The following is an 18,402-nucleotide window of genomic DNA, read 5'->3' as shown; positions in this document are numbered from 1 at the left end:
TTGGTACTGCAAATTGAAGGACAGGACAGATCATGAATCCTAAACTTGCAGCTGCACTGGCCACCATTCTATGGGGCTTCACCTATATTGTTTCATCCAACATGCTGCCGCATAATCCGGTTTTTATCGGTGCAATCCGCGCTTTAGGTGGCGGTATTCCTCTGTTGCTGTTTGCCCGCACAATGCTGCCGCGTGAATGGTGGTGGAAAATTCTTGTGCTTGGCACGCTCAATGCCGGTTTGTTTTTCGGCCTGATCTTTGTTGCGGCTTTGCGCCTTCCGGGCGGTGTGGCGGCAACCATTCAGGCTTTGGGGCCGCTCTTCACTATTCTGCTCGCATGGCCGCTGATGCAGGTTATTCCGACCGGCCATAAGATTTTCAGCGTCTTGCTGGGCGCCGTTGGTGTCAGCCTTGTTGTGCTGCGTGGTGGTGTGCAGATGGATATGATCGGTGTGCTGGCGGGCTTAGGCGCGGCCTTATCTGTGGCACTGGGTGGTATCTATGTCCATAAATGGGGTCGCCCGTGTTCTTTGCTTGCATTCACTGGCTGGCAGCTGGTTGTCGGTGGCGTTGAACTGGCAATCCTTGCTGTGATTTTTCAGGACATTCCGTCTTCCGTTACGCTCGTGAACTTTGCCGGTTTTGTCATTCTTGCACTCTTCCTGACGGCACTGGCTTTCGCTTTGTGGTTCCGTGGTATTGAGGGCGCAGGACCATCCGCAGTTGCTCCGTTCTTTCTGCTCGCTCCGGTGACAGCTTTTATTATGGATGCTGTTTTTAATGATATGGTGCCAAGCTGGCTGCAACTTGGCGGTATTGTTCTGGTGCTGGGAAGCTTGCTCTATGGTCAGCTGGTTGATCGCAGATCATTCAGACCGGCTCGGCACCATCATAAGATTACCGAGGCTGAGAAACAGGCAGAGAAACAACCGGAGGCGGCTGAATGAGCGCAGAAAAACCAGTCCGGATTACCCGTCGCGGTATAGAGCGGCGGGAGCAGATCAGAACCATCGCCGGTGCCCTGTTTCTGGAGCATGGCTATGAGGGCGTGTCGGTTGATGAAATCATGCGTCAGGCCGGTGGTTCAAAGACCAATCTCTATAATCATTTTGGGGATAAAGAAGGCCTGTTCATGGCTGTTATCTCGCAAATGAGTGAGACTTTCACTTACGGGATCAAAGATCTGGATGTTTCCATGTTGCCGTTGAAAGACGGACTGGAACGGTTGGGTCGTCAATTGCTGACTGTTCTGATGGAAGAGCATCACGTGGCGTTTCAGCGGCTGGTTATCGCGGAATCGGGACGATTTCCGGCAATTGCACGGACATGGTTTGAAAAAGGCCCGCAAATGGCGCGGCATTATTTCGCCAAGGCCATTGCCCCGCATGTAGAGAACGGCAGTCTGCGACAGGGTGATCCTCATATTATGGCCATCCATTTCCACGATATGATTGTTGAAAATCTGCTCAGTCTGGCTTTGCTGGGGCAATATGTGAGTGTGGAAATGCAGCGCCGGACCATAGACGATGCTTTGCAGACACTGCTGCATGGCTGGACTGTGCGTAACGACCGGACAGGAGGAACATTATGAGTCCGAACTGGATTTATCAGCTTTTATCCATGCCCGTTATTCAGCTGTTGGCGCGTATTTTGCTGACCATGACATTCTGGCTGAGCGGGATTGCCAAACTCTTTGATTTTCCGGCTGCGGTGGCTGAAATGGCAGCGAATAATTTGCCGGTGCCAGCCTTGTTTGCGGCACTGACCATTGCCGTGCAACTGATCGGTTCCGCTCTGATAATACGGGGTGGCTCACTGGTCTGGCTGGGTGCCGGTGGGCTGGGTGTGTTCACCGCCATGACAATTCCGGTCTCCCACGCTTTCTGGCGGGCAGAAGGTGCGGAAGCCATCGCGAAAATGCATGTGGCTGTTGAACATATGTCGGTTATCGGCGGGCTGATTATTGTGGCAGTTCTTCATGCAATTGTGCCGCGTCTGCGCAGTAAATAACTTTTACGCGGTACGATTTTTATTCAGCCATTCAATATCATCGCTCAAAGCCTGAGCGAGGGTGGTTTCCATATGACGAAAACGGCGGATCAGTTCTTCTCCGAAGGGGGTGAGGACTGCGCCGCCGCCTTGTTTGCCGCCACGCTGAGAGGTGACGGAAGGTTCACTGAACATGGAGTTCAGGGCATCAACCAACTGCCACGCACGGCGATAGGACATATCCATGGCGCGACCTGCCGCTGAAATCGATCCGGTGTCGCGAATATGTTCAAGCAACTGGATCTTGCCGCGCCCCAGCCGCGCATTTTCAGGAAAATCAATCCGCAATACCGGCTTCAGCAAAGCGATACCCTGTGGTGCCATGATTGGTTCTCCGTTCTGTCTTCAAAAATTCATTACTTAAAAAGTCGGCGGTGTACAGGCACTGATAACGTCGCAGGCTACCGGCCCGACACAACGAAACCGGTGCGGGCGCCGGCTTTCAAAATAATAACCGTCACCCGGTCCCAATATACGCCTCTCACTGTCGACAGTCACTTCCAGACGACCGGCAATAACAATGCCACCTTCCTCACCTTCATGCACCAGCGGCACTTTGCCGGTATCCGCACCCGGTTCGTAGCGCTCTTTGAGAATCTGCAGCGCCCGCCCGAACAGATTGTCGCCCAGCTGCCGGTAGGAGATTTTGCCTTTGCCGATCTCGACAAACTCCTCAGACTGATAAAACGCCTTTTGTGGCATATCCGGTTGCAGGGCGAAAAACTCCGACATGCCGATCGGCAGACCGTCGAGAATGCGTTTCAACGCGCCGACTGAAGGGTTGGTCTGATTGGCCTCAATCAGCGAAATCGTGGCATTGGTTACACCGCTGCGCTTTGCCAGCTCGCGTTGTGAAAGCCCCGATTTTTCACGGATGAAGCGCAAACGGCCGCCAATATCGATCTCACCGGTCATGGGTACCTGTTTCCGCTGTTGAGGTTGTTAAATATTTTAAACATTTTATATTTTTCACCAAACAGATCAAGGTGATAATTAGTACAAGAAATAGACTTGTTTCGCTCTCCGAAGCATGGCCAACTCTTAGCCACATATAAGGGAGAGGACGGTTTTCCGTTTGGAAAATTCCGCCGGCGAGGAGCGAAACAATGACTGATTTAACCAATAGTCCCAAGCTTGACAGTTTCTGGATGCCGTTTACGGCAAACCGCCAGTTCAAATCTGCACCGCGTATGCTGGCTACAGCTGAAGGCATGTATTACACGGATGTGGACGGCAATTCCGTGCTGGACGGTACTGCGGGTCTGTGGTGCGTGAATGCCGGTCATGGTCGCAAGCAGATTGCCAGTGCTGTTGAAAAACAGCTTTCGACTATGGATTTCGCGCCGACATTCCAGATGGGGCATAATATTGCGTTTGATTTTGCCACCCGTCTTGGTGAAATTGCACCGCGTGGCGACGGCAAAATTCTCGACCGCGTTTTCTTCACCGGTTCCGGTTCAGAATCCGTTGATACCGCTCTGAAAATCGCGATTGCCTATCAGCGCGCTATTGGTCAGGGCACACGCACCCGTGTGATCGGGCGTGAGCGCGGCTATCACGGTGTAGGCTTCGGCGGTATTTCTGTCGGTGGTCTGGTCAATAACCGCCGTGTGTTTCCGCTGCTGCCGGGTGCAGACCATCTGCGTCATACCCATGATCTTGAAAAAAATGCTTTCAGCAAAGGCCTGCCGGAACATGGTGCCGAACTGGCGGATGATCTGGAGCGCATGGTCGCGCTGCATGGTGCGGAAACCATTGCCGCTGTGATTGTTGAGCCTCTGGCCGGTTCAACCGGTGTGCTGGTGCCGCCAAAAGGCTATCTGGAACGCCTTGCTGCCATTGCCAAGAAACACGGCATTTTGCTGATTTTTGATGAAGTGATCACCGGCTTCGGCCGTCTTGGTTCGCCATTCGCTTCCGATTATTTTGGCGTTACGCCGGATCTGATCACCACTGCAAAAGGTCTGACCAATGGTGCCATTCCGATGGGCGCTGTCTTTGCCAGCCGTCATATTTATGATGGTCTGATGCACGGGCCTGAAGGCGCGATTGAACTGTTCCACGGTTATACTTATTCCGGTCATCCAGCAGCCTGTGCGGCAGGGATTGCAACGCTGGATATTTATGCGGAAGAAGGGCTGCTGACCCGCGCCGCCGAACTGGCGGATGACTGGCAGGAAGCAATCCACTCGCTGAAATCCGCGAAGGATGTCATCGACATCCGTACACTCGGACTGGTGGCGGGTATTGAACTGTCTTCGCGTGACGGTGCTGTTGGCGCACGCGCTTATGATGTGTTCACCGATTGCTTCAGGAAAGGTCTGCTGATCCGCGTAACCGGTGATGTGATTGCCCTTTCACCACCGCTGATCGTCAGCAAGGAAGAGATCGGCAAGATTGTTTCGATCCTTGGTGATGCGATCAACCGCGCATCGTAATCTATAAGACATGAAAAAGCCCCGCACAGAAAGTTCTGTGCGGGGCTTTTCTATATCCAGTTATTTTGCGCTGTCAGTCTGAGGCGTTTCCTGCCACTTGTCCCAGCCGGTCAGAATGGTTTGTGCATAGGCTTTGCCGACGCGATAGGCATTGGTGGTCGCCAGTTTAAAGCCGCCGGATTCTGATTTCAGTGATTCCAGAGCATCCTGATCTTCGCCCTGACGGTCAAAATTCGATGCAGTACGCAGCAAAGCAATACGGTCGAAATTCAGTTTACCAGCTTCGGATGCACGTTTCAGCGCAGTCAGAGTGGCATTATCTTCCATTTGGGAGGTGCAATAGGTGGCTTTGCCGTCAGTCAGCAGTTCAACCCATTTTTCCATGAACAGAGCCATTTTAATGCCGTGCCAATAGGTGTCGCTGGAGAGCGTATCGCACATGCTGACAATCGGTGCGCCGGTTGCAATATCGCCCTTGTAATGTTTGCGATAGGCTTTCGCGCCATCACCATCCAGCAGTTCCACATCCTTGGTCACGCTGAAAGCATAATCTGTGAGTTTGGCATTCAGGGCATAAACTTCTGTACCTGCTGACCATTTGGCTTTTTCGGTCGGATTGCTGGCACCAAGGGCGAAAGAGCCGGTTTCCCATGTATCCGGCACTTCGCTCTGGTCGATGCGGTGGTTGAGGTCGGCATCAACGGCAAATTTTGCCCAGTGAGCGGAGCCAAGTGTGCCGTGTTTCGGATCAACACCGGCAATACCGGCAATCAGAAAATAGGTTTTGGAGAGATCGAATTTTTCGCTGAGTGCCATGGCCGAGACCGAGCTTGCCGCATTAGCAAAACCCATGGCGATTGTCATGTGGCACAGACCTTCGCCAGTGCAGTCAACATTCGGATATTCCGGATTAAGACCGGCCAGCTTGATCTGCTGCGTGAATTTCTCGCCCTCAGCCCAAGGTTTGGCTTCCTGACCGAACATGGTGATGACCATGACTTTCGGTGCGATTTTAGCAGTATCCTGCGCCAGAGCCGGAGCGGCCAGTGCGGCAGAAAATGTAACGGCGGTAAGAGCGGAGGCAGAGAGGAGAAGAGCGCGCAATTCTGAATACCTTCGGTGATATGACATTGGTCAGTTTCATCCGTGGTGACAGGTGCGTTGCGATCATGACTGATCAGACTTTACCTGCTGGCCGGAAAGAAACTGATCTTGCGTCTTGTACGCGATCTGCTTTGAGAGCGAAACCGGAATCTCTGCCGGAAACTTGTCTCAAGTCTGTTTGTCACAGGCAGAAGAGAGCTTCTGTGATTGCACGATCTTCTTTGCCTGCAGAAAAGAATACAGTGGGATATTTCATCTCTGCTCGTAAAAAGAAATCAAATTCCAATAATTGCTGATCGTGGAAAATTATCCCTCTTGGAGATGGGGGAAACCGCTCCTATGATGCTGTTTTTAAACTGGTCAATGATCCCATGCTGCAAGTGCCTGCCTATATGCTCACAACCGGTCCGGTACCGGCCTATGCGGAAGTTCTTCGGGCATTAGGGCAGCCGGTTTCCTATGATTATACGGATACGTTTCAGGCATTTTATCAAAGCGTGATTGAGAAGCTGGCGCAGGTCATGCGTACCGGCAATCAACCGGTTATTATGCAGGGTGAGGCTATTCTTGGCATTGAGGCAGCAGCTGCGGGTCTGATCGCCCGACAAGATGTGGTGCTTAATCTTGTCTCCGGTGTTTATGGCAAAGGCTTTGGCCCCTGGGCTGCGCGCTACGGCCGTGAAGTCATTGAACTGGCAGTGGATTATGATGATGTGATCGATCCGCAGGCTGTAGAGGCTGCACTTAAACAGCGCCCTGACATCAGTATTATTGCCGTTTGCCATCACGATACGCCTTCGGGCACACTCAATCCTTTGGCGGAGATCGGTGCCATTGCCGCGCGTCATGGTGCTTTTCTGATTGTCGATGCGGTCTCATCTTTTGGCGGCATGGATGTGCATCCTGAAGCCGTGCATGCGGATATTTTCATTACCTCTCCGTCAAAATGTCTGGGCAGTACACCGGGTCTGACGCTCGCAGCAGTGAGTGATCGTGCATGGCAGAAAATGGCAGGGAATCCGGATGCGCCACGGGCATCTTTTCTGAGCCTTTTGGACTGGAAAGAGGCATGGCGCGCAGGCAATGCTTTTCCGGTAACGCCATCTGTTGCAGAAATTTATGCTCTCAATACCGCGCTTGATCTCTATCTGGCGGAAGGTGCTGCAAATGTTTGGGCGCGTCATGCGCAAACGGCACAAATCGCCCGTGAAGGTGTCAAAGCATTGGGGCTGGACTTATGGCCGCGTCAGGAAGCCACTGCGGCACCGACTGCGACAGTGTTTAAAGTACCGGAAGGCATCAGCGATGTGGCTTTGCGCGATCTGATGCTGCGCGACCATGATGTGCTGGTGTCGCTGGGTCGCAAGGATACAGCTGGCAAGGTTTTGCGTATCGGTCATATGGGGGCATCAGCGCAACCGGAATTTGCGGCAAAGGCTGTTGAGGCTTTGGCCGGTGCATTGAAAAAGCTTAAGATTTAAGCGGTTACAGAGGGACAGGGTATTATGACAAGATTGACGCTTAATCGACGTGCTCTGCTGGCGGGAACTGCCGGTGTGGCGGCTCTTTCTGTTCTGCCGCGTTTTGCTTTCGCACAAACGGCTGAAAAACCGGCCTCCGTTGAGCCGGTGCGCGGTGGTCGTCTGGTTGTGGCCGCGGATAGCGAACCGGCCAATCTTAATCCGGCAATTGTCGCCTCAAACGGCGTTTTTTATGTGGCGAGCAAGGTTATCGAGACTTTGGCCGAGCAGTCTTATGTTGATGCGCAGCATCCGGATGGTTTGAAGCCGCTGCTGGCCACCAGCTGGGAAGGCTCGGCAGACGGGTTGTCGGCCACGTTCAAATTGCGCGAAGGCGTGACATGGCATGACGGCAAGCCGTTTACCTCTGCCGATGTGGCTTTCTCGGCGCTGGAAGTCTGGAAGAAACTGCAAAATCTCGGCCGCTCGGTTTTCAAAAATCTGGAAAGCGTTGAGACACCGGATGAGCATACAGCTGTCTTCCGCTTCTCCGAGCCGACACCGTTTCAGCTAATCCGCAACGCGTTGCCGGTAGTGACTTCAGTACTGCCGAAACATCTTTATGAAGGCACGGATATTGCCAAGAATCCGGCCAATGAAAAACTGGTGGGCACGGGGCCGTTTGTCTATGGCGATCATAAGCCGGGTGAATATTATCTGCTGAAACGCAATGAGAATTACTGGGACAAAGAAGCACCTGCACTGGATGAGATCATCTATCAGGTACTGCCGGATCGCGCATCTGCTGGTAATGCGCTGGAAGCAGATCAGATCCAACTGGCCGCTTTCTCTGCCGTGCCGCTGGCTGATCTGGAGCGGATTTCCAAAGTGCCGGGGCTTAAAGTCTATGCCAATGGCTATGAGGCACTGACCTATCAGCTCAGTGTCGAACTTAATCATCGCCGCAAAGAACTCGCTGACCTGAAAGTGCGCCAAGCTATCGCCCATGCGATTGATAAGGATTTTGTGGTCAAGACGATCTTCCTCGGTTACGCCAAAGCGGCGACAGGGCCGGTACCGGCTTTTGACAAGGTCTTCTATGCGCCGGATACGCAGCAATATGTCTTTGATATAGCTAAGGCCGAGAGCCTGCTGGATGAGGCAGGTTATAAAAAAGGCGCTGACGGTTTCCGCTTTAAACTGAAACTGTTGCCTGCACCATTCTTCAATGAGACCAAGCAATTTGGCGATTACCTGCGTCAGGCATTGGTGAAAATCGGCATTGATGCGGTGATAGTTGCCAATGACTCTCCGGCACATCTCAAAGCGGTCTACACCGATCATGATTTTGATATTGCTGTGGCTACGCCGGTTTATCGCTCCGATCCGGCGATCTCGACGACAGTGCTGTTCCAGAGCGGATTGCCGGCCGGTGCGCCATTCACCAATCAATATGGTTATAAGAATGATGCGGTCGATGCGCTGATTGCCAAGGGCGCGGTGACTTTGGACGATGGGCTACGTGCAGGCATCTATCAGGATTTGCAGCGTCTGGTGGCAGAAGACCTGCCGCTGATCAATGTTGCAGATTTCTCTTTCATTACGGTTGCCAACGAACGCGTGCAGAATGTTTCGGATAATCCGCGCTGGGCGGTGTCCGGCTGGGCGAATACCGGTTTGCAAGAGTAAATATCAGTGCCGTTTCTCCTCCGTCGTCTTGCCAGTATCCTTCCGGTTTTGGGTATTGTTCTGGTGGGCAGCTTTCTTATTCTGGAAGCTGCCCCCGGCGATGCTGTGGATGCTTATGTGGCGCAGATGGGCGGGGCGGATGCGCAGCAGCTTGAAGCTTTGCGCCAGTCATGGGGGCTGGATCAGGGGCCGTTGCAGCGGTTCTTTGCTTATGTCACGGCGCTGTTCTCCGGTGATTTCGGCTGGTCCTCGGCTTTTCAGCGTCCGGTGCTGGATGTTATTCTGGAGCGGCTTCCGGCAACATTATTGCTGATGGGCGTATCGACATTTCTGGCATTTTTTGCCGGTTCTCTGCTTGGCATTGTGGCCGGTGCCAAACCGCATTCCAAACGTGACCGGTTGTTATCGCTGACCTCACTGGCGCTTTATGCCGTGCCGGGTTTCTGGCTGGGCTTGGTACTGATCGTGATCTTCGGCGTAACATTGCGCTGGTTGCCAATCGGCGGGCTGGAAACCATTGCGTCCGGCAAAACAGGACTGGCCAGAACGACAGATATCAGTCGCCATTTGATCTTGCCTGTTGCAGCGCTTTCCAGTGTTTATCTCACGCTCTATCTGCGGCTGATGCGTGACCGCATGGCCGATCTGCATCAGGAAATGTTTGTGCAGGCGCTTAAAGCACGCGGTATTTCCTCACGCCGTATCATCTGGCGACACATTGCCCGTAATGCGGTTTTACCGGTGGTGACAATGTTAGGCCTGCAAGCCGGTGTGATGCTTGGCGGCAGTGTGGTGATTGAGAGTGTCTTTGCCATTCCGGGTTTTGGTCGTCTGGCTGCAGAGGCTGTTGCCAAACGCGATACAGCCTTGTTGCTTGGTGTCATTCTGTTTGGTGCTTTCGCAGTGATCATTGCCAATCTGCTGGTTGATCTGGCCTATGCGCGGCTTGATCCGCGGGTGCGGAGCCAGCGCCAATGACGTTTTTTCAGACTTTGGACAGACAAGGTAAAGCCGGTATTGGTCTTCTTATACTTTTAGGGCTAATGGCGCTGTCTGCACCGTTACTGTTTGCCGGTGATCCGCTGGCGATTGCCGGAGAACCGCTGATCCGGCCATTCACTAATACCGCTCATTGGCTCGGTACAGACCGGTTGGGGCGCGATGTGCTGTCAGGGCTGTTTCATGGCGCGCGGACGACTTTGCTGGTGGCGCTGAGTTCCGCAGCCGCTGCGCTGATTGCCGGTAGTCTGATCGGCACATTGGCAGGATTTCTAGGTGGCCTTGCCGATAATGTTTTGATGCGGATCACTGAAGCGTTTCAGACTGTGCCGGGCTTTTTGCTGGCGCTGGCGATGATCAATGTGCTGGGGCCAAGCATTCCGACGCTGATTATTGCAATCAGCATCGGTAGCTGGACACAAGCTGCGCGGGTGACACGGGCGGAAGTTCTGTCTCTGCGTGAGCGCGATTTCGTCGCCGCTGCCCGCACGCTGGGGCAGGGGCCGTTCTCCATTGCTTTTCGGGAAATCCTGCCCAATGCCTTTGGGCCAGCTGCATCGCTGGCAGCCGTATCAGTTGCGGCGGCTATTCTGATTGAAGCCTCACTGGCCTTCCTGGGCTTTGGCGATCCGAACAGCGTGACATGGGGCACAATGATTGCCGAAGGACGCAGCGTGCTGCGCTCTGCTCCTTATCTTTCCATCATTCCGGGGCTGGCCTTGGTGGTCACCGTTCTTGCCGTGCATCTCACCGGACAGGCGCTGACACGCCGACCGCAATCGTCAAGGGAGCGTAGCAATGTCTGATGTCTTTCTTGCTGTACAGGATTTGACGGTTCGCTATGGTGTGCAAACTGTGCTGCACCCTGTTAGTTTTGAGCTAAAGCAAGGTGAAAGACTGGCGCTGATTGGTGAGAGTGGTTCCGGTAAAACCACATTGGCTATGGCAATTGCAGGTCTTTTGCCTGCCAGTGCTAAAATTGCCGGTACAATCCGCTTTCCGGCTTTGGCGCATGAGCCGCGTGCCGGTCGCGATATCGGCGTGGTGTTTCAGGATCCCGATGGGTCGCTCGATCCGATGATGCGGGTGGGAGACCAGATTGCGGAAGTGATCGTCACGCATCTTAAAATCTCGTGGACTGAAGCACGTCTAAGAGCGGCAGAACTGATGCAGCAGGTGCAGATTGCGGACAGTCAGCAGCGCATACGCAGCTACCCGCATGAATTTTCCGGTGGTCAAAAACAGCGTATTGCCATTGCCGCAGCTTTAGCCGCACAGCCGCAATTACTGATTGCTGACGAGCCGACCAGTGCGCTGGACACGGTGGTGCAAAATCATGTGGCGCAATTGCTGGATGGTCTGGTGCGCGCGCAAGGACTGACAATGCTGTTTGTGACCCATGATATCGCGTTGGCCTCACAACTGGCCGATAGAATTGCGGTGCTTTATCGCGGGGAGCTGGTGGAAATCGGCACGGCTGAACAAGTGATCACCGCGCCGCAGCATGGTTATACCAAAGCTTTGCTGGCAACCCATATCGGACTGGACTGGGTGAAGCAGCCGCGTCTGCCTGAGATTGACGGTGCGCTATGAGCGAGGTTTTGCAGATTGCCGGTCTTAACAAGGCCTTTGGCAAAGACCCTTCAAAAGGTTTGAAAAATATCAATCTCACACTTCATGCCGGTGAGACACTGGCGCTGGTCGGGCGTTCCGGCTCCGGCAAAAGTACGCTGGCGCGGCTGATCATGCGGCTGAACGAACCGGATAGTGGTAAGATTATTCTCAACGGCACTGATATTACCGCGCTTCAGGGCAGTGCGCTGCGGGAAAAACGGGCTGCGTTCCAGATGGTGTTTCAGGACCCTTTGGCGGCTTTCAACCCACGCCATATGATCAGCCAGATTTTGCAGATGCCGCTGGCTTTGCATGGTAGTCAGCAGCATACGAACCAGCAAATTGCTGAAGTCTTGCAACGGGTTGGTCTGACTGCGGATATGGCTGACCGCTACCCGCGTGAACTCTCCGGCGGTCAGCGCCAACGGGTGGCGATTGCCCGCGCGCTTTTGTGCAAGCCTGATCTGATCGTGCTGGATGAACCCGTATCGGCTTTGGACGTATCAGTGCGTGCGAAAATTCTTAATCTGCTGGCCGATTTACAGCGCGAAAATGGCATTGCCTATCTGTTTATATCGCATGATCTGGCACTGGTACGGGCTTTCTGTGACCGGATGCTGGTGTTGCATGAGGGCGAGATTGTTGAACAGGGTGTGCCGAATACAGTGCTGCAAAACCCGCTGACCGAGCCGACGCGGCAACTGGTTGATGCTGTGCCGAAACTCGCTTTTGAGGCTTTACGGCTTTAAAGCCTGATACAGCGCCGTGTAGCGCTGATAGGCTGCCTCATAAGCCGCATGAAGTTTTTGATCCGGCTCAATGGTTTTGATAATCTGCGGGCTGGTGCAAATAGCCAGAGCATCGGCCTTTTCCGCCGCAATCAATCCAAGACGTGCAGCCCCGAAAGCCGCGCCGAAATCACCGTCGGCAGGCAAGTGAACCGGCATATTCAGTGCGGTTGCCAGTGCTTTCAGCCAATAGGCCGAGCGTGAGCCGCCGCCGATAGCCATGACACTTTCAAGCTGTGTACCGGCTTTTGCCAGAGCTTCCAGATTGTCGCGGAAGGCGAAAGCCACGCCTTCAAGCACGGCTTGAGTGAGTGCCACACGATTGTCGCTATGGCTTAGCCCTGTGAAACTGCCGCGGATCAGGCTGTTATTATGCGGGGTGCGCTCGCCGGAAAGATAAGGCAGGAAGGTCACTCCTGACGGTGCCTGCAAATCATCGACGAGCTCCTGCGTCAGCGCCGCAGCTTCATGGCCGGTGATGGTACTGTACCAGTTCAGGGCATCGGTTGCGGAGAGGATAACGCCCATCTGGTGCCATGTCTGTGGCAGAGCATGGCAGAAGGCATGAACGGCACTATCAGGACGCGGCAGAAAACTGTCATTGGCGGCAAATAACACGCCGGATGTGCCGAGCGAGGCAAAGGCCTGTCCGGCTTTTACCGTGCCGATACCACAGGCCGATGCCGCATTATCTCCGGCACCACCGGCAACCACTACACCTGATGCCATGCCCCATTGCTGGCACAGCTCTGCGCGCAATGTGCCGGAGACATCTGTACCTTCAACAAGGCGCGGCATCTGGCTTTCATCAAGCTCTGTTGCTGCCAGCAGGTCAGCCGACCATTTGCGTTGTGCCACATCGAGCCATGATGTGCCGGAGGCATCGGACATTTCGCTGACATGTTCGCCGGTCAGCCACAGACGCAGATAATCTTTCGGCAGCAGGATCTTTTTAATGCGGGCAAAAATCTCCCGTTCATTGTCCTTCACCCAAAGCAATTTAGGCGCGGTAAAACCCGGAAAGACAATATTGCCAGTGAGCGCGCGGAATTGCGGATCAGTATCCAGTTGTGCGGCTTGGGCATGGCTGCGTGTATCATTCCAGAGAATGGCGGGGCGCAACACTTGATCCTGCTCATCCAGCAGAACCGCGCCATGCATCTGACCGGAAAGGCCGATACCGCGCACATTCGAAAGCGCAGTACCATGTTCCGCTTTTAACTGGGTGATTGCTGTTTCTGCGGCTTTTATCCAGTCTTGTGGTTGTTGCTCAGACCAGCTTTGATGCGGACGGGAGACATGGAGCTCTGCATGGGCAGAAGCGATAATTTTCTGCTCTTCATCAATCAGCAGTGCTTTGAGGCCGGACGTGCCGAGGTCAAGACCGAGATAAAATGCCATGCTGCTGATCCTGTGACTGGAATTATGAACAGGCCGCAGCTAACGACAGAAACTTAATGCAGGCAATAGTTTTTATTCTTCATTCAGCGGCATGCTCTCGATAGAAAATTCCATGCGATCAGCCGCAAAGCGTGTTGCTGAATATTCCACCGGCACGCCATTGGTATCGACATTGACCGATTGCGCCGTGAGCACAATCGCCCCCGGTGTGAGTTTCAGGTGCAACAGATCCTGTCCGTTGGCGTGTTGGGCGGAAATCAGTGTGGATTTGCGGAAATAATCCTCAATGCCCGATTGCTTCAGTGCTTTTGTGACTGAACCGCTGGCCTTGTAAAATTCATCAAATTGCGGAAAACGCTGTTGGTCAAACCAGCTATCGGACATGGAAACCGGCTGACCATCGGCAATAGACAGGGTTTCAAAATAATGCACCTGCGCATTTTCATCACTAAGCTGCAAAGCATGGGCAACCTCGGCTGAGGGCTTTTCAATCCTGTGTGACAGGATGATGCGCTCCTGCTGTGTGATCTGTTCGGCCAGACTGGTGGACATGCGCGTGCGCTTGCTGATGGGATAGGTCAGGCGTTTGGCATTGGCGATAAATGTGCCACGCCCTTGCTCTGCCCGTAACACGCCTTCCTGTGTCAAAGCCGCAATGGCACTGCGCACCGTATGGCGGTTGACGCCAAAGCGGGCAGCCAGTGTCATTTCCGGCGGCAGCTTTTCACCGCGCTTGAAATGTCCGTGTTTAATTTCCCTGCGAATTTCATCGGCGATCTGCCGCCAGACGGCCACACCGCTGTTTCGGGCGATTTTTGTTGTCTCTGCCATTTAATTTGCCGCAACCCCGCTGATTGTCATGCGCTTGTCACTAAGAGCGTTTAAGACAATAATTAATGTCTAATTGTATAGATAAATAGACAATTTAGAGCGGTGTGTCAAATGAAGAATGAAACCGAGAATTTACCTGAAAAGCTGCAAGGCGAACGGCGCAAGGTCGCCGCTTTGCTGGCAAAGGCAGAATTGAAGGAGCTGGCTTCCTTCTGGAGTAATCAGGCAGAGCAGCCGCAGGTTGATGTGCTGCGCGGCCCTGAAACCGGACTGGTGATGGTGCGTGGCCGTATCGGCGGCGGCGGAGCACCGTTCAATCTGGGTGAGACAACTGTGACCCGTGCGACTGTTCGCGTGTCGTCCGGTACTTCCTCGGAAGGTCTGGTCGGTCACTCCTATGCGCTAGGACGCGATCATGAAAAAGCGCGTCTGGCAGCGATTGCCGATGCTTTGTGGCAGGCGCCGCAGAGCCGTGAGGCTGTTGAGCGTGATCTGTTGCAGAAAATTGCACAGCGTCTTGATGTTCGTAGCACCCAGCGTCGCCGTGAAGCCGCGGCAACGAAAGTGGACTTCTTCACCATGGTTCGGGGAGACGACTAATGGCTTTTGATAATCAGGCTTTTGAAGGTGGTTTCACTGACGCCGTTTATGATGCGCAGACCTGCTTTCGTGCATTGATGGATGCGCTGGCTAATCCGGGCACGATCCAGCCGCTGACAGCAGAAACGCAGCCGCCACTGCCGCTGACACCGGAACTCGGTGCTATTGCGCAGGCATTGTTTGACCATGATACCAAGGTTTGGCTCGACAGCCGTTTGGCCGCAAGCAGTGCGGTGCGTGAATGGCTCGCATTTCAGACTGGCTTTGAGCTGGTGTCTGAAATTGGTGAGGCGAATTTTGCGCTGGTCAGCGATGTTACTCAGATGCCGCCGCTGGATGTTTTTGCCAAAGGCACATCAGAATATCCTGATCGCTCAGCCACCATTATCATGGCGCTGGACGGCTTTACGGGTACACAGACGCTGCAGCTTCAGGGACCTGGTATCGAGCATCTCCGTGAATTTGCACCAAATGCTTTACCGGTACGTTTCAATGAACAATGGGCAGCGAATGCGGCCTTGTTCCCGCGTGGTGTGGATCTGGTTTTTGCCGCACCTAAAACCGTTGCCGCACTGCCGCGCAGTACCAAACTTATTAAAAACGGAAATTGAACCATGTATGTTGCAGTTAAAGGCGGTGAAGCCGCTATTCAGAATGCACATCAGTTGCTGGGTGACCGCCGCCGTGGTGACCGCTCAGTTCCGGCTTTGCAGCTGGAGCAGATCGTGGAGCAGCTGGGGCTGGCCGTTGACCGTGCTATGGCCGAGGGTGCGCTTTATGATCGTGAGCTGGCAGCACTGGCAATCCGCCAATCTCGCGGTGATCTGATCGAGGCGATTTTTCTGGTGCGTGCCTATCGCACAACCTTGCCGCGCTTTGGTTATTCCGAGCCGCTGGACACAGCGCAGATGCTGGCAGAGCGCCGCATTTCTGCAACCTTTAAAGATCTGCCGGGCGGCCAGCTTCTGGGGCCGACCTTCGATTACACCCACCGCCTGCTTGATCCTGAAATGGCTGGCGATCATCCGGTGGCACAAGGTGTGCAGCGCGATGATGAAGTTATTAATGAAGCTATGCCGCGCGTGACTGATATTCTCGGTGCCAATGGCATGATTGAGCCGGATGGTGAAATGCCGGAAGGCCATGTTCCGGGTGATCTGACCCGCGAACCGTGGACATTCCCGATGGAGCGCGATTTGCGTTTGCAGGCTTTGGCACGCGGTGACGAGGGTTTCCTGCTGGCGCTGGGCTATTCTACACAGCGCGGTTATGGCCGTACCCATCCGTTTGTTGGTGAAATCCGCATCGGTGAAGTTGAGGTTGAGCTGGATGTACCGGAACTCGGCGGTCTGGTATCGCTGGGCAGCATACAGGTGACTGAGTGCCAGATGGTCAACCAGTTTGCCGGTTCTGCAACCCGCCCGCCGCAATTCACCCGTGGTTATGGTCTGGTTTTCGGTCAGAGCGAGCGCAAGGCTATGTCGATGTCGCTCTGTGACCGTGCGCTGCGCACCGCAGAATTTGAAGAAGACATTACCGCGCCGGCACAGGATGAGGAATTTGTGATTTCCCATTCCGACAATGTGCAGTCGACCGGTTTTGTCGAGCATCTCAAACTGCCGCATTATGTGGATTTTCAGGCTGAGCTTGACCTTATCCGCCGTATGCGTGCCGAATATGCCAGCCACAATGCTGCTAATGATGCACAGAAAGAAGCACAGAAGGAAGCCGCAGAATGAGCGTTCTGATGCAGTATAATTTTGCTTATCTTGATGAGCAGACCAAGCGGATGATCCGCCGTGCATTGCTTAAAGCGATTGCGGTGCCGGGTTATCAGGTGCCTTTTGCTAGCCGCGAAATGCCGATGCCTTATGGCTGGGGTACCGGTGGTGTGCAGGTGACCGCTGCGGTGCTGGGCGCTGACGACACGCTGAAAGTGATCGATCAGGGTGCGGATGATACCACCAATGCCGTGTCGATCCGTGCATTCTTTGAAAAGACGGCGCAGGTTAAAGTGACGACCCGCACGGAAGATGCAACCATCATCCAGACCCGTCACCGTATTCCGGAAGCACCGCTCAAAGAAGGCCAGATCCTTGTCTATCAGGTGCCGATCCCTGAGCCGCTGCGCTTTCTGGAACCACGCGAGACAGAGACCCGCAAAATGCATGCGCTGGAAGAATACGGCCTGATGCATGTCAAGCTCTATGAGGATATTGCCCGCCACGGCCATATCGCCACGACCTATGCTTATCCGGTGAAAGTCGAAGACCGTTATGTGATGGACCCTTCACCGACACCGAAATTCGACAATCCGAAAATGCATATGTCACCGGCTTTGCAGCTGTTTGGTGCAGGACGTGAGAAGCGTATTTACGCTCTGCCGCCTTATACCAAAGTGGTGAGCCTCGATTTCGAAGATCATCCGTTTGAGGTGCAGAAATTTGCCCAGCCTTGCGCCATGTGCGGTGCCAAGGGCGTCTATCTCGACGAAGTGGTGCTGGATGACAAGGGCGGCAGCATGTTTGTCTGCTCCGACACCGATTATTGCGAAACACGACAGGCCGACGGCCATGTCGGACACTTGTCTGCAAATAACAAAGATATCGGACAGGTGTCCTCAGGTCTGGAGGCAGCCCAATGAGCGATATAAATCATGATACGCCTTTGCTGCGTGTAAACGGACTGTCGAAATTCTATGGCAACCGCCTTGGTTGCAGCAATGTTTCCTTTGAGCTGTATCCGGGTGAAGTGCTGGCGATTGTCGGCGAGAGCGGCTCCGGTAAGACGACACTGCTCAATTGTCTTGCCACACGCTTGCAGCCTTCTGTCGGCGCTGTGGAATATCGGATGCGTGACGGCCAGTTCCGTGATCTCTATCGCATGAGTGAGGCCGAGCGCCGGTTCCTGATGCGCACCGACTGGGGCTTTGTGCACCAAAATCCTTCTGACGGTTTGCGTATGACCGTCTCCGCCGGTGCCAATGTCGGCGAGCGTCTGATGGCTGTCGGTGACCGCCATTATGGTAAAATCCGTGAAACGGCGACCGACTGGCTTGGCCGTGTGGAAATTTCTGCCGACCGTATTGATGACCAGCCGCGTGCATTCTCCGGTGGTATGCGTCAGCGTTTGCAGATCGCACGCAATCTGGTGACTGCACCGCGTCTGATTTTCATGGACGAGCCGACCGGTGGTCTGGACGTGTCCGTACAGGCGCGCCTGCTTGATCTGTTGCGCGGTCTGGTGGCCGATCTCGGTCTGGCTGCGATTGTTGTGACCCACGATCTGGCTGTGGCGCGTCTGTTGTCGCACCGCATGATGGTGATGAAAGATGGTCATATCATCGAGGCCGGTCTGACTGATCGCGTGCTGGATGATCCGCAGGCACCTTATACGCAGCTGCTCGTTTCCTCAATTTTGCAGGTTTAA

At 54.0% G+C, this 18,402-nt stretch carries 20 protein-coding genes; 15 read left to right on the top strand and 5 right to left on the bottom strand.

Going from position 1 to position 18,402, the window contains the following annotated elements; all coding sequences use genetic code 11:
* Positions 1–32: 32 nt before the first annotated feature.
* Genes JNC80_RS01950 through JNC80_RS01940 form a run of 3 tightly spaced genes read left to right on the top strand, consistent with a single transcriptional unit; the run spans position 33 to position 2,010 of the window.
* A complete protein-coding gene (locus tag JNC80_RS01950; protein WP_376709349.1) occupies positions 33–947 on the top strand; it encodes a DMT family transporter in 915 nt (304 codons plus the stop codon).
* Positions 944–1,591, top strand: coding sequence for a TetR/AcrR family transcriptional regulator (locus tag JNC80_RS01945; RefSeq protein WP_376709347.1), 648 nt, complete (start codon positions 944–946; stop codon positions 1,589–1,591). Before JNC80_RS01950 ends, JNC80_RS01945 begins: the two co-directional genes overlap by 4 nt.
* Positions 1,588–2,010: a DoxX family protein gene (locus JNC80_RS01940; RefSeq protein ID WP_376709346.1), complete on the top strand. Its 423-nt coding sequence runs from the start codon at positions 1,588–1,590 to the stop codon at positions 2,008–2,010. The genes JNC80_RS01945 and JNC80_RS01940 overlap by 4 nt, the downstream gene beginning before the upstream one ends.
* 3 nt (positions 2,011–2,013) lie before the next feature.
* Here the strand turns inward: JNC80_RS01940 and JNC80_RS01935 are convergent, their stop codons facing one another.
* Together JNC80_RS01935 and JNC80_RS01930 are read right to left on the bottom strand one after the other, a co-directional pair.
* Complete coding sequence (locus JNC80_RS01935; protein ID WP_376709344.1) at positions 2,014–2,373, bottom strand: winged helix-turn-helix domain-containing protein; 360 nt, start codon at positions 2,371–2,373, stop codon at positions 2,014–2,016.
* Between the two features lie 36 nt (positions 2,374–2,409).
* Positions 2,410–2,964 (bottom strand): cupin domain-containing protein, encoded by a 555-nt coding sequence (locus tag JNC80_RS01930; RefSeq protein WP_022710301.1) that lies wholly within the window; start codon positions 2,962–2,964, stop codon positions 2,410–2,412.
* Positions 2,965–3,155: 191 nt separating this feature from the next.
* On the opposite strand from JNC80_RS01930, the gene aptA reads away from it, so the two are divergent.
* Positions 3,156–4,487 (top strand): omega-aminotransferase AptA, encoded by a 1,332-nt coding sequence (gene aptA / locus JNC80_RS01925; RefSeq protein ID WP_376709342.1) that lies wholly within the window; start codon positions 3,156–3,158, stop codon positions 4,485–4,487.
* A 60-nt stretch (positions 4,488–4,547) separates the two neighbouring features.
* Here the strand turns inward: aptA and JNC80_RS01920 are convergent, their stop codons facing one another.
* A complete protein-coding gene (locus JNC80_RS01920) occupies positions 4,548–5,618 on the bottom strand; it encodes a purine-nucleoside phosphorylase (RefSeq protein WP_376709341.1) in 1,071 nt (356 codons plus the stop codon).
* A 344-nt stretch (positions 5,619–5,962) separates the two neighbouring features.
* Here JNC80_RS01920 and ppaT point away from each other — a divergent pair, with 344 nt between their 5' ends.
* From ppaT to JNC80_RS01890, 6 genes are read left to right on the top strand one after another with little or no spacing between them, the layout of a single operon-like run.
* Positions 5,963–7,072 (top strand): pyridoxamine--pyruvate transaminase, encoded by a 1,110-nt coding sequence (gene ppaT / locus JNC80_RS01915; RefSeq protein WP_376709340.1) that lies wholly within the window; start codon positions 5,963–5,965, stop codon positions 7,070–7,072.
* A 24-nt stretch (positions 7,073–7,096) separates the two neighbouring features.
* Positions 7,097–8,740, top strand: a complete 1,644-nt coding sequence (locus JNC80_RS01910) for an ABC transporter substrate-binding protein (RefSeq protein WP_376709338.1) — start codon at positions 7,097–7,099, stop codon at positions 8,738–8,740.
* Positions 8,741–8,746: 6 nt separating this feature from the next.
* Positions 8,747–9,718, top strand: a complete 972-nt coding sequence (locus JNC80_RS01905; protein WP_376709337.1) for an ABC transporter permease — start codon at positions 8,747–8,749, stop codon at positions 9,716–9,718.
* Positions 9,715–10,545 carry an ABC transporter permease gene (locus JNC80_RS01900; RefSeq protein ID WP_376709336.1) on the top strand — a complete coding sequence of 277 codons (831 nt, stop codon included), beginning with the start codon at positions 9,715–9,717 and terminating at the stop codon, positions 10,543–10,545. Before JNC80_RS01905 ends, JNC80_RS01900 begins: the two co-directional genes overlap by 4 nt.
* A complete protein-coding gene (locus tag JNC80_RS01895) occupies positions 10,538–11,332 on the top strand; it encodes an ABC transporter ATP-binding protein (RefSeq protein WP_376709335.1) in 795 nt (264 codons plus the stop codon). The genes JNC80_RS01900 and JNC80_RS01895 overlap by 8 nt, the downstream gene beginning before the upstream one ends.
* Positions 11,329–12,102 carry an ABC transporter ATP-binding protein gene (locus tag JNC80_RS01890; protein ID WP_376709334.1) on the top strand — a complete coding sequence of 258 codons (774 nt, stop codon included), beginning with the start codon at positions 11,329–11,331 and terminating at the stop codon, positions 12,100–12,102. The genes JNC80_RS01895 and JNC80_RS01890 overlap by 4 nt, the downstream gene beginning before the upstream one ends.
* Here JNC80_RS01890 and xylB read toward each other — a convergent pair.
* The gene (gene xylB, locus JNC80_RS01885; RefSeq protein WP_376709333.1) at positions 12,091–13,542 is read right to left on the bottom strand and encodes a xylulokinase; all 1,452 of its coding nucleotides are present in this window, start codon (positions 13,540–13,542) and stop codon (positions 12,091–12,093) included. The two genes, JNC80_RS01890 and xylB, sit on opposite strands and share 12 nt — an antisense overlap.
* A gap of 72 nt (positions 13,543–13,614) precedes the next feature.
* Positions 13,615–14,373 (bottom strand): phosphonate metabolism transcriptional regulator PhnF, encoded by a 759-nt coding sequence (phnF, locus tag JNC80_RS01880; protein ID WP_376709332.1) that lies wholly within the window; start codon positions 14,371–14,373, stop codon positions 13,615–13,617.
* A gap of 111 nt (positions 14,374–14,484) precedes the next feature.
* On the opposite strand from phnF, the gene phnG reads away from it, so the two are divergent.
* From phnG to phnK, 5 genes are read left to right on the top strand one after another with little or no spacing between them, the layout of a single operon-like run.
* On the top strand, positions 14,485–14,973 hold the full coding sequence (gene phnG, locus JNC80_RS01875) for a phosphonate C-P lyase system protein PhnG (RefSeq protein WP_022710289.1): 489 nt from the start codon (positions 14,485–14,487) through the stop codon (positions 14,971–14,973).
* Positions 14,973–15,584, top strand: coding sequence for a phosphonate C-P lyase system protein PhnH (phnH, locus tag JNC80_RS01870; RefSeq protein ID WP_376709331.1), 612 nt, complete (start codon positions 14,973–14,975; stop codon positions 15,582–15,584). Before phnG ends, phnH begins: the two co-directional genes overlap by 1 nt.
* 3 nt (positions 15,585–15,587) lie before the next feature.
* Positions 15,588–16,712 carry a carbon-phosphorus lyase complex subunit gene (locus JNC80_RS01865; RefSeq protein ID WP_376709330.1) on the top strand — a complete coding sequence of 375 codons (1,125 nt, stop codon included), beginning with the start codon at positions 15,588–15,590 and terminating at the stop codon, positions 16,710–16,712.
* On the top strand, positions 16,709–17,617 hold the full coding sequence (locus JNC80_RS01860) for an alpha-D-ribose 1-methylphosphonate 5-phosphate C-P-lyase PhnJ (RefSeq protein WP_075654159.1): 909 nt from the start codon (positions 16,709–16,711) through the stop codon (positions 17,615–17,617). The genes JNC80_RS01865 and JNC80_RS01860 overlap by 4 nt, the downstream gene beginning before the upstream one ends.
* Positions 17,614–18,402: a phosphonate C-P lyase system protein PhnK gene (gene phnK / locus JNC80_RS01855; protein ID WP_022710285.1), complete on the top strand. Its 789-nt coding sequence runs from the start codon at positions 17,614–17,616 to the stop codon at positions 18,400–18,402. The genes JNC80_RS01860 and phnK overlap by 4 nt, the downstream gene beginning before the upstream one ends.

This window comes from Pseudochrobactrum lubricantis, from assembly GCF_041929865.1.
Taxonomy (GTDB): domain Bacteria; phylum Pseudomonadota; class Alphaproteobacteria; order Rhizobiales; family Rhizobiaceae; genus Pseudochrobactrum; species Pseudochrobactrum saccharolyticum.
The sequence above is the reverse complement of the archived record's forward strand: the minus strand, read 5'-3'. Positions and strand labels throughout refer to the sequence as shown.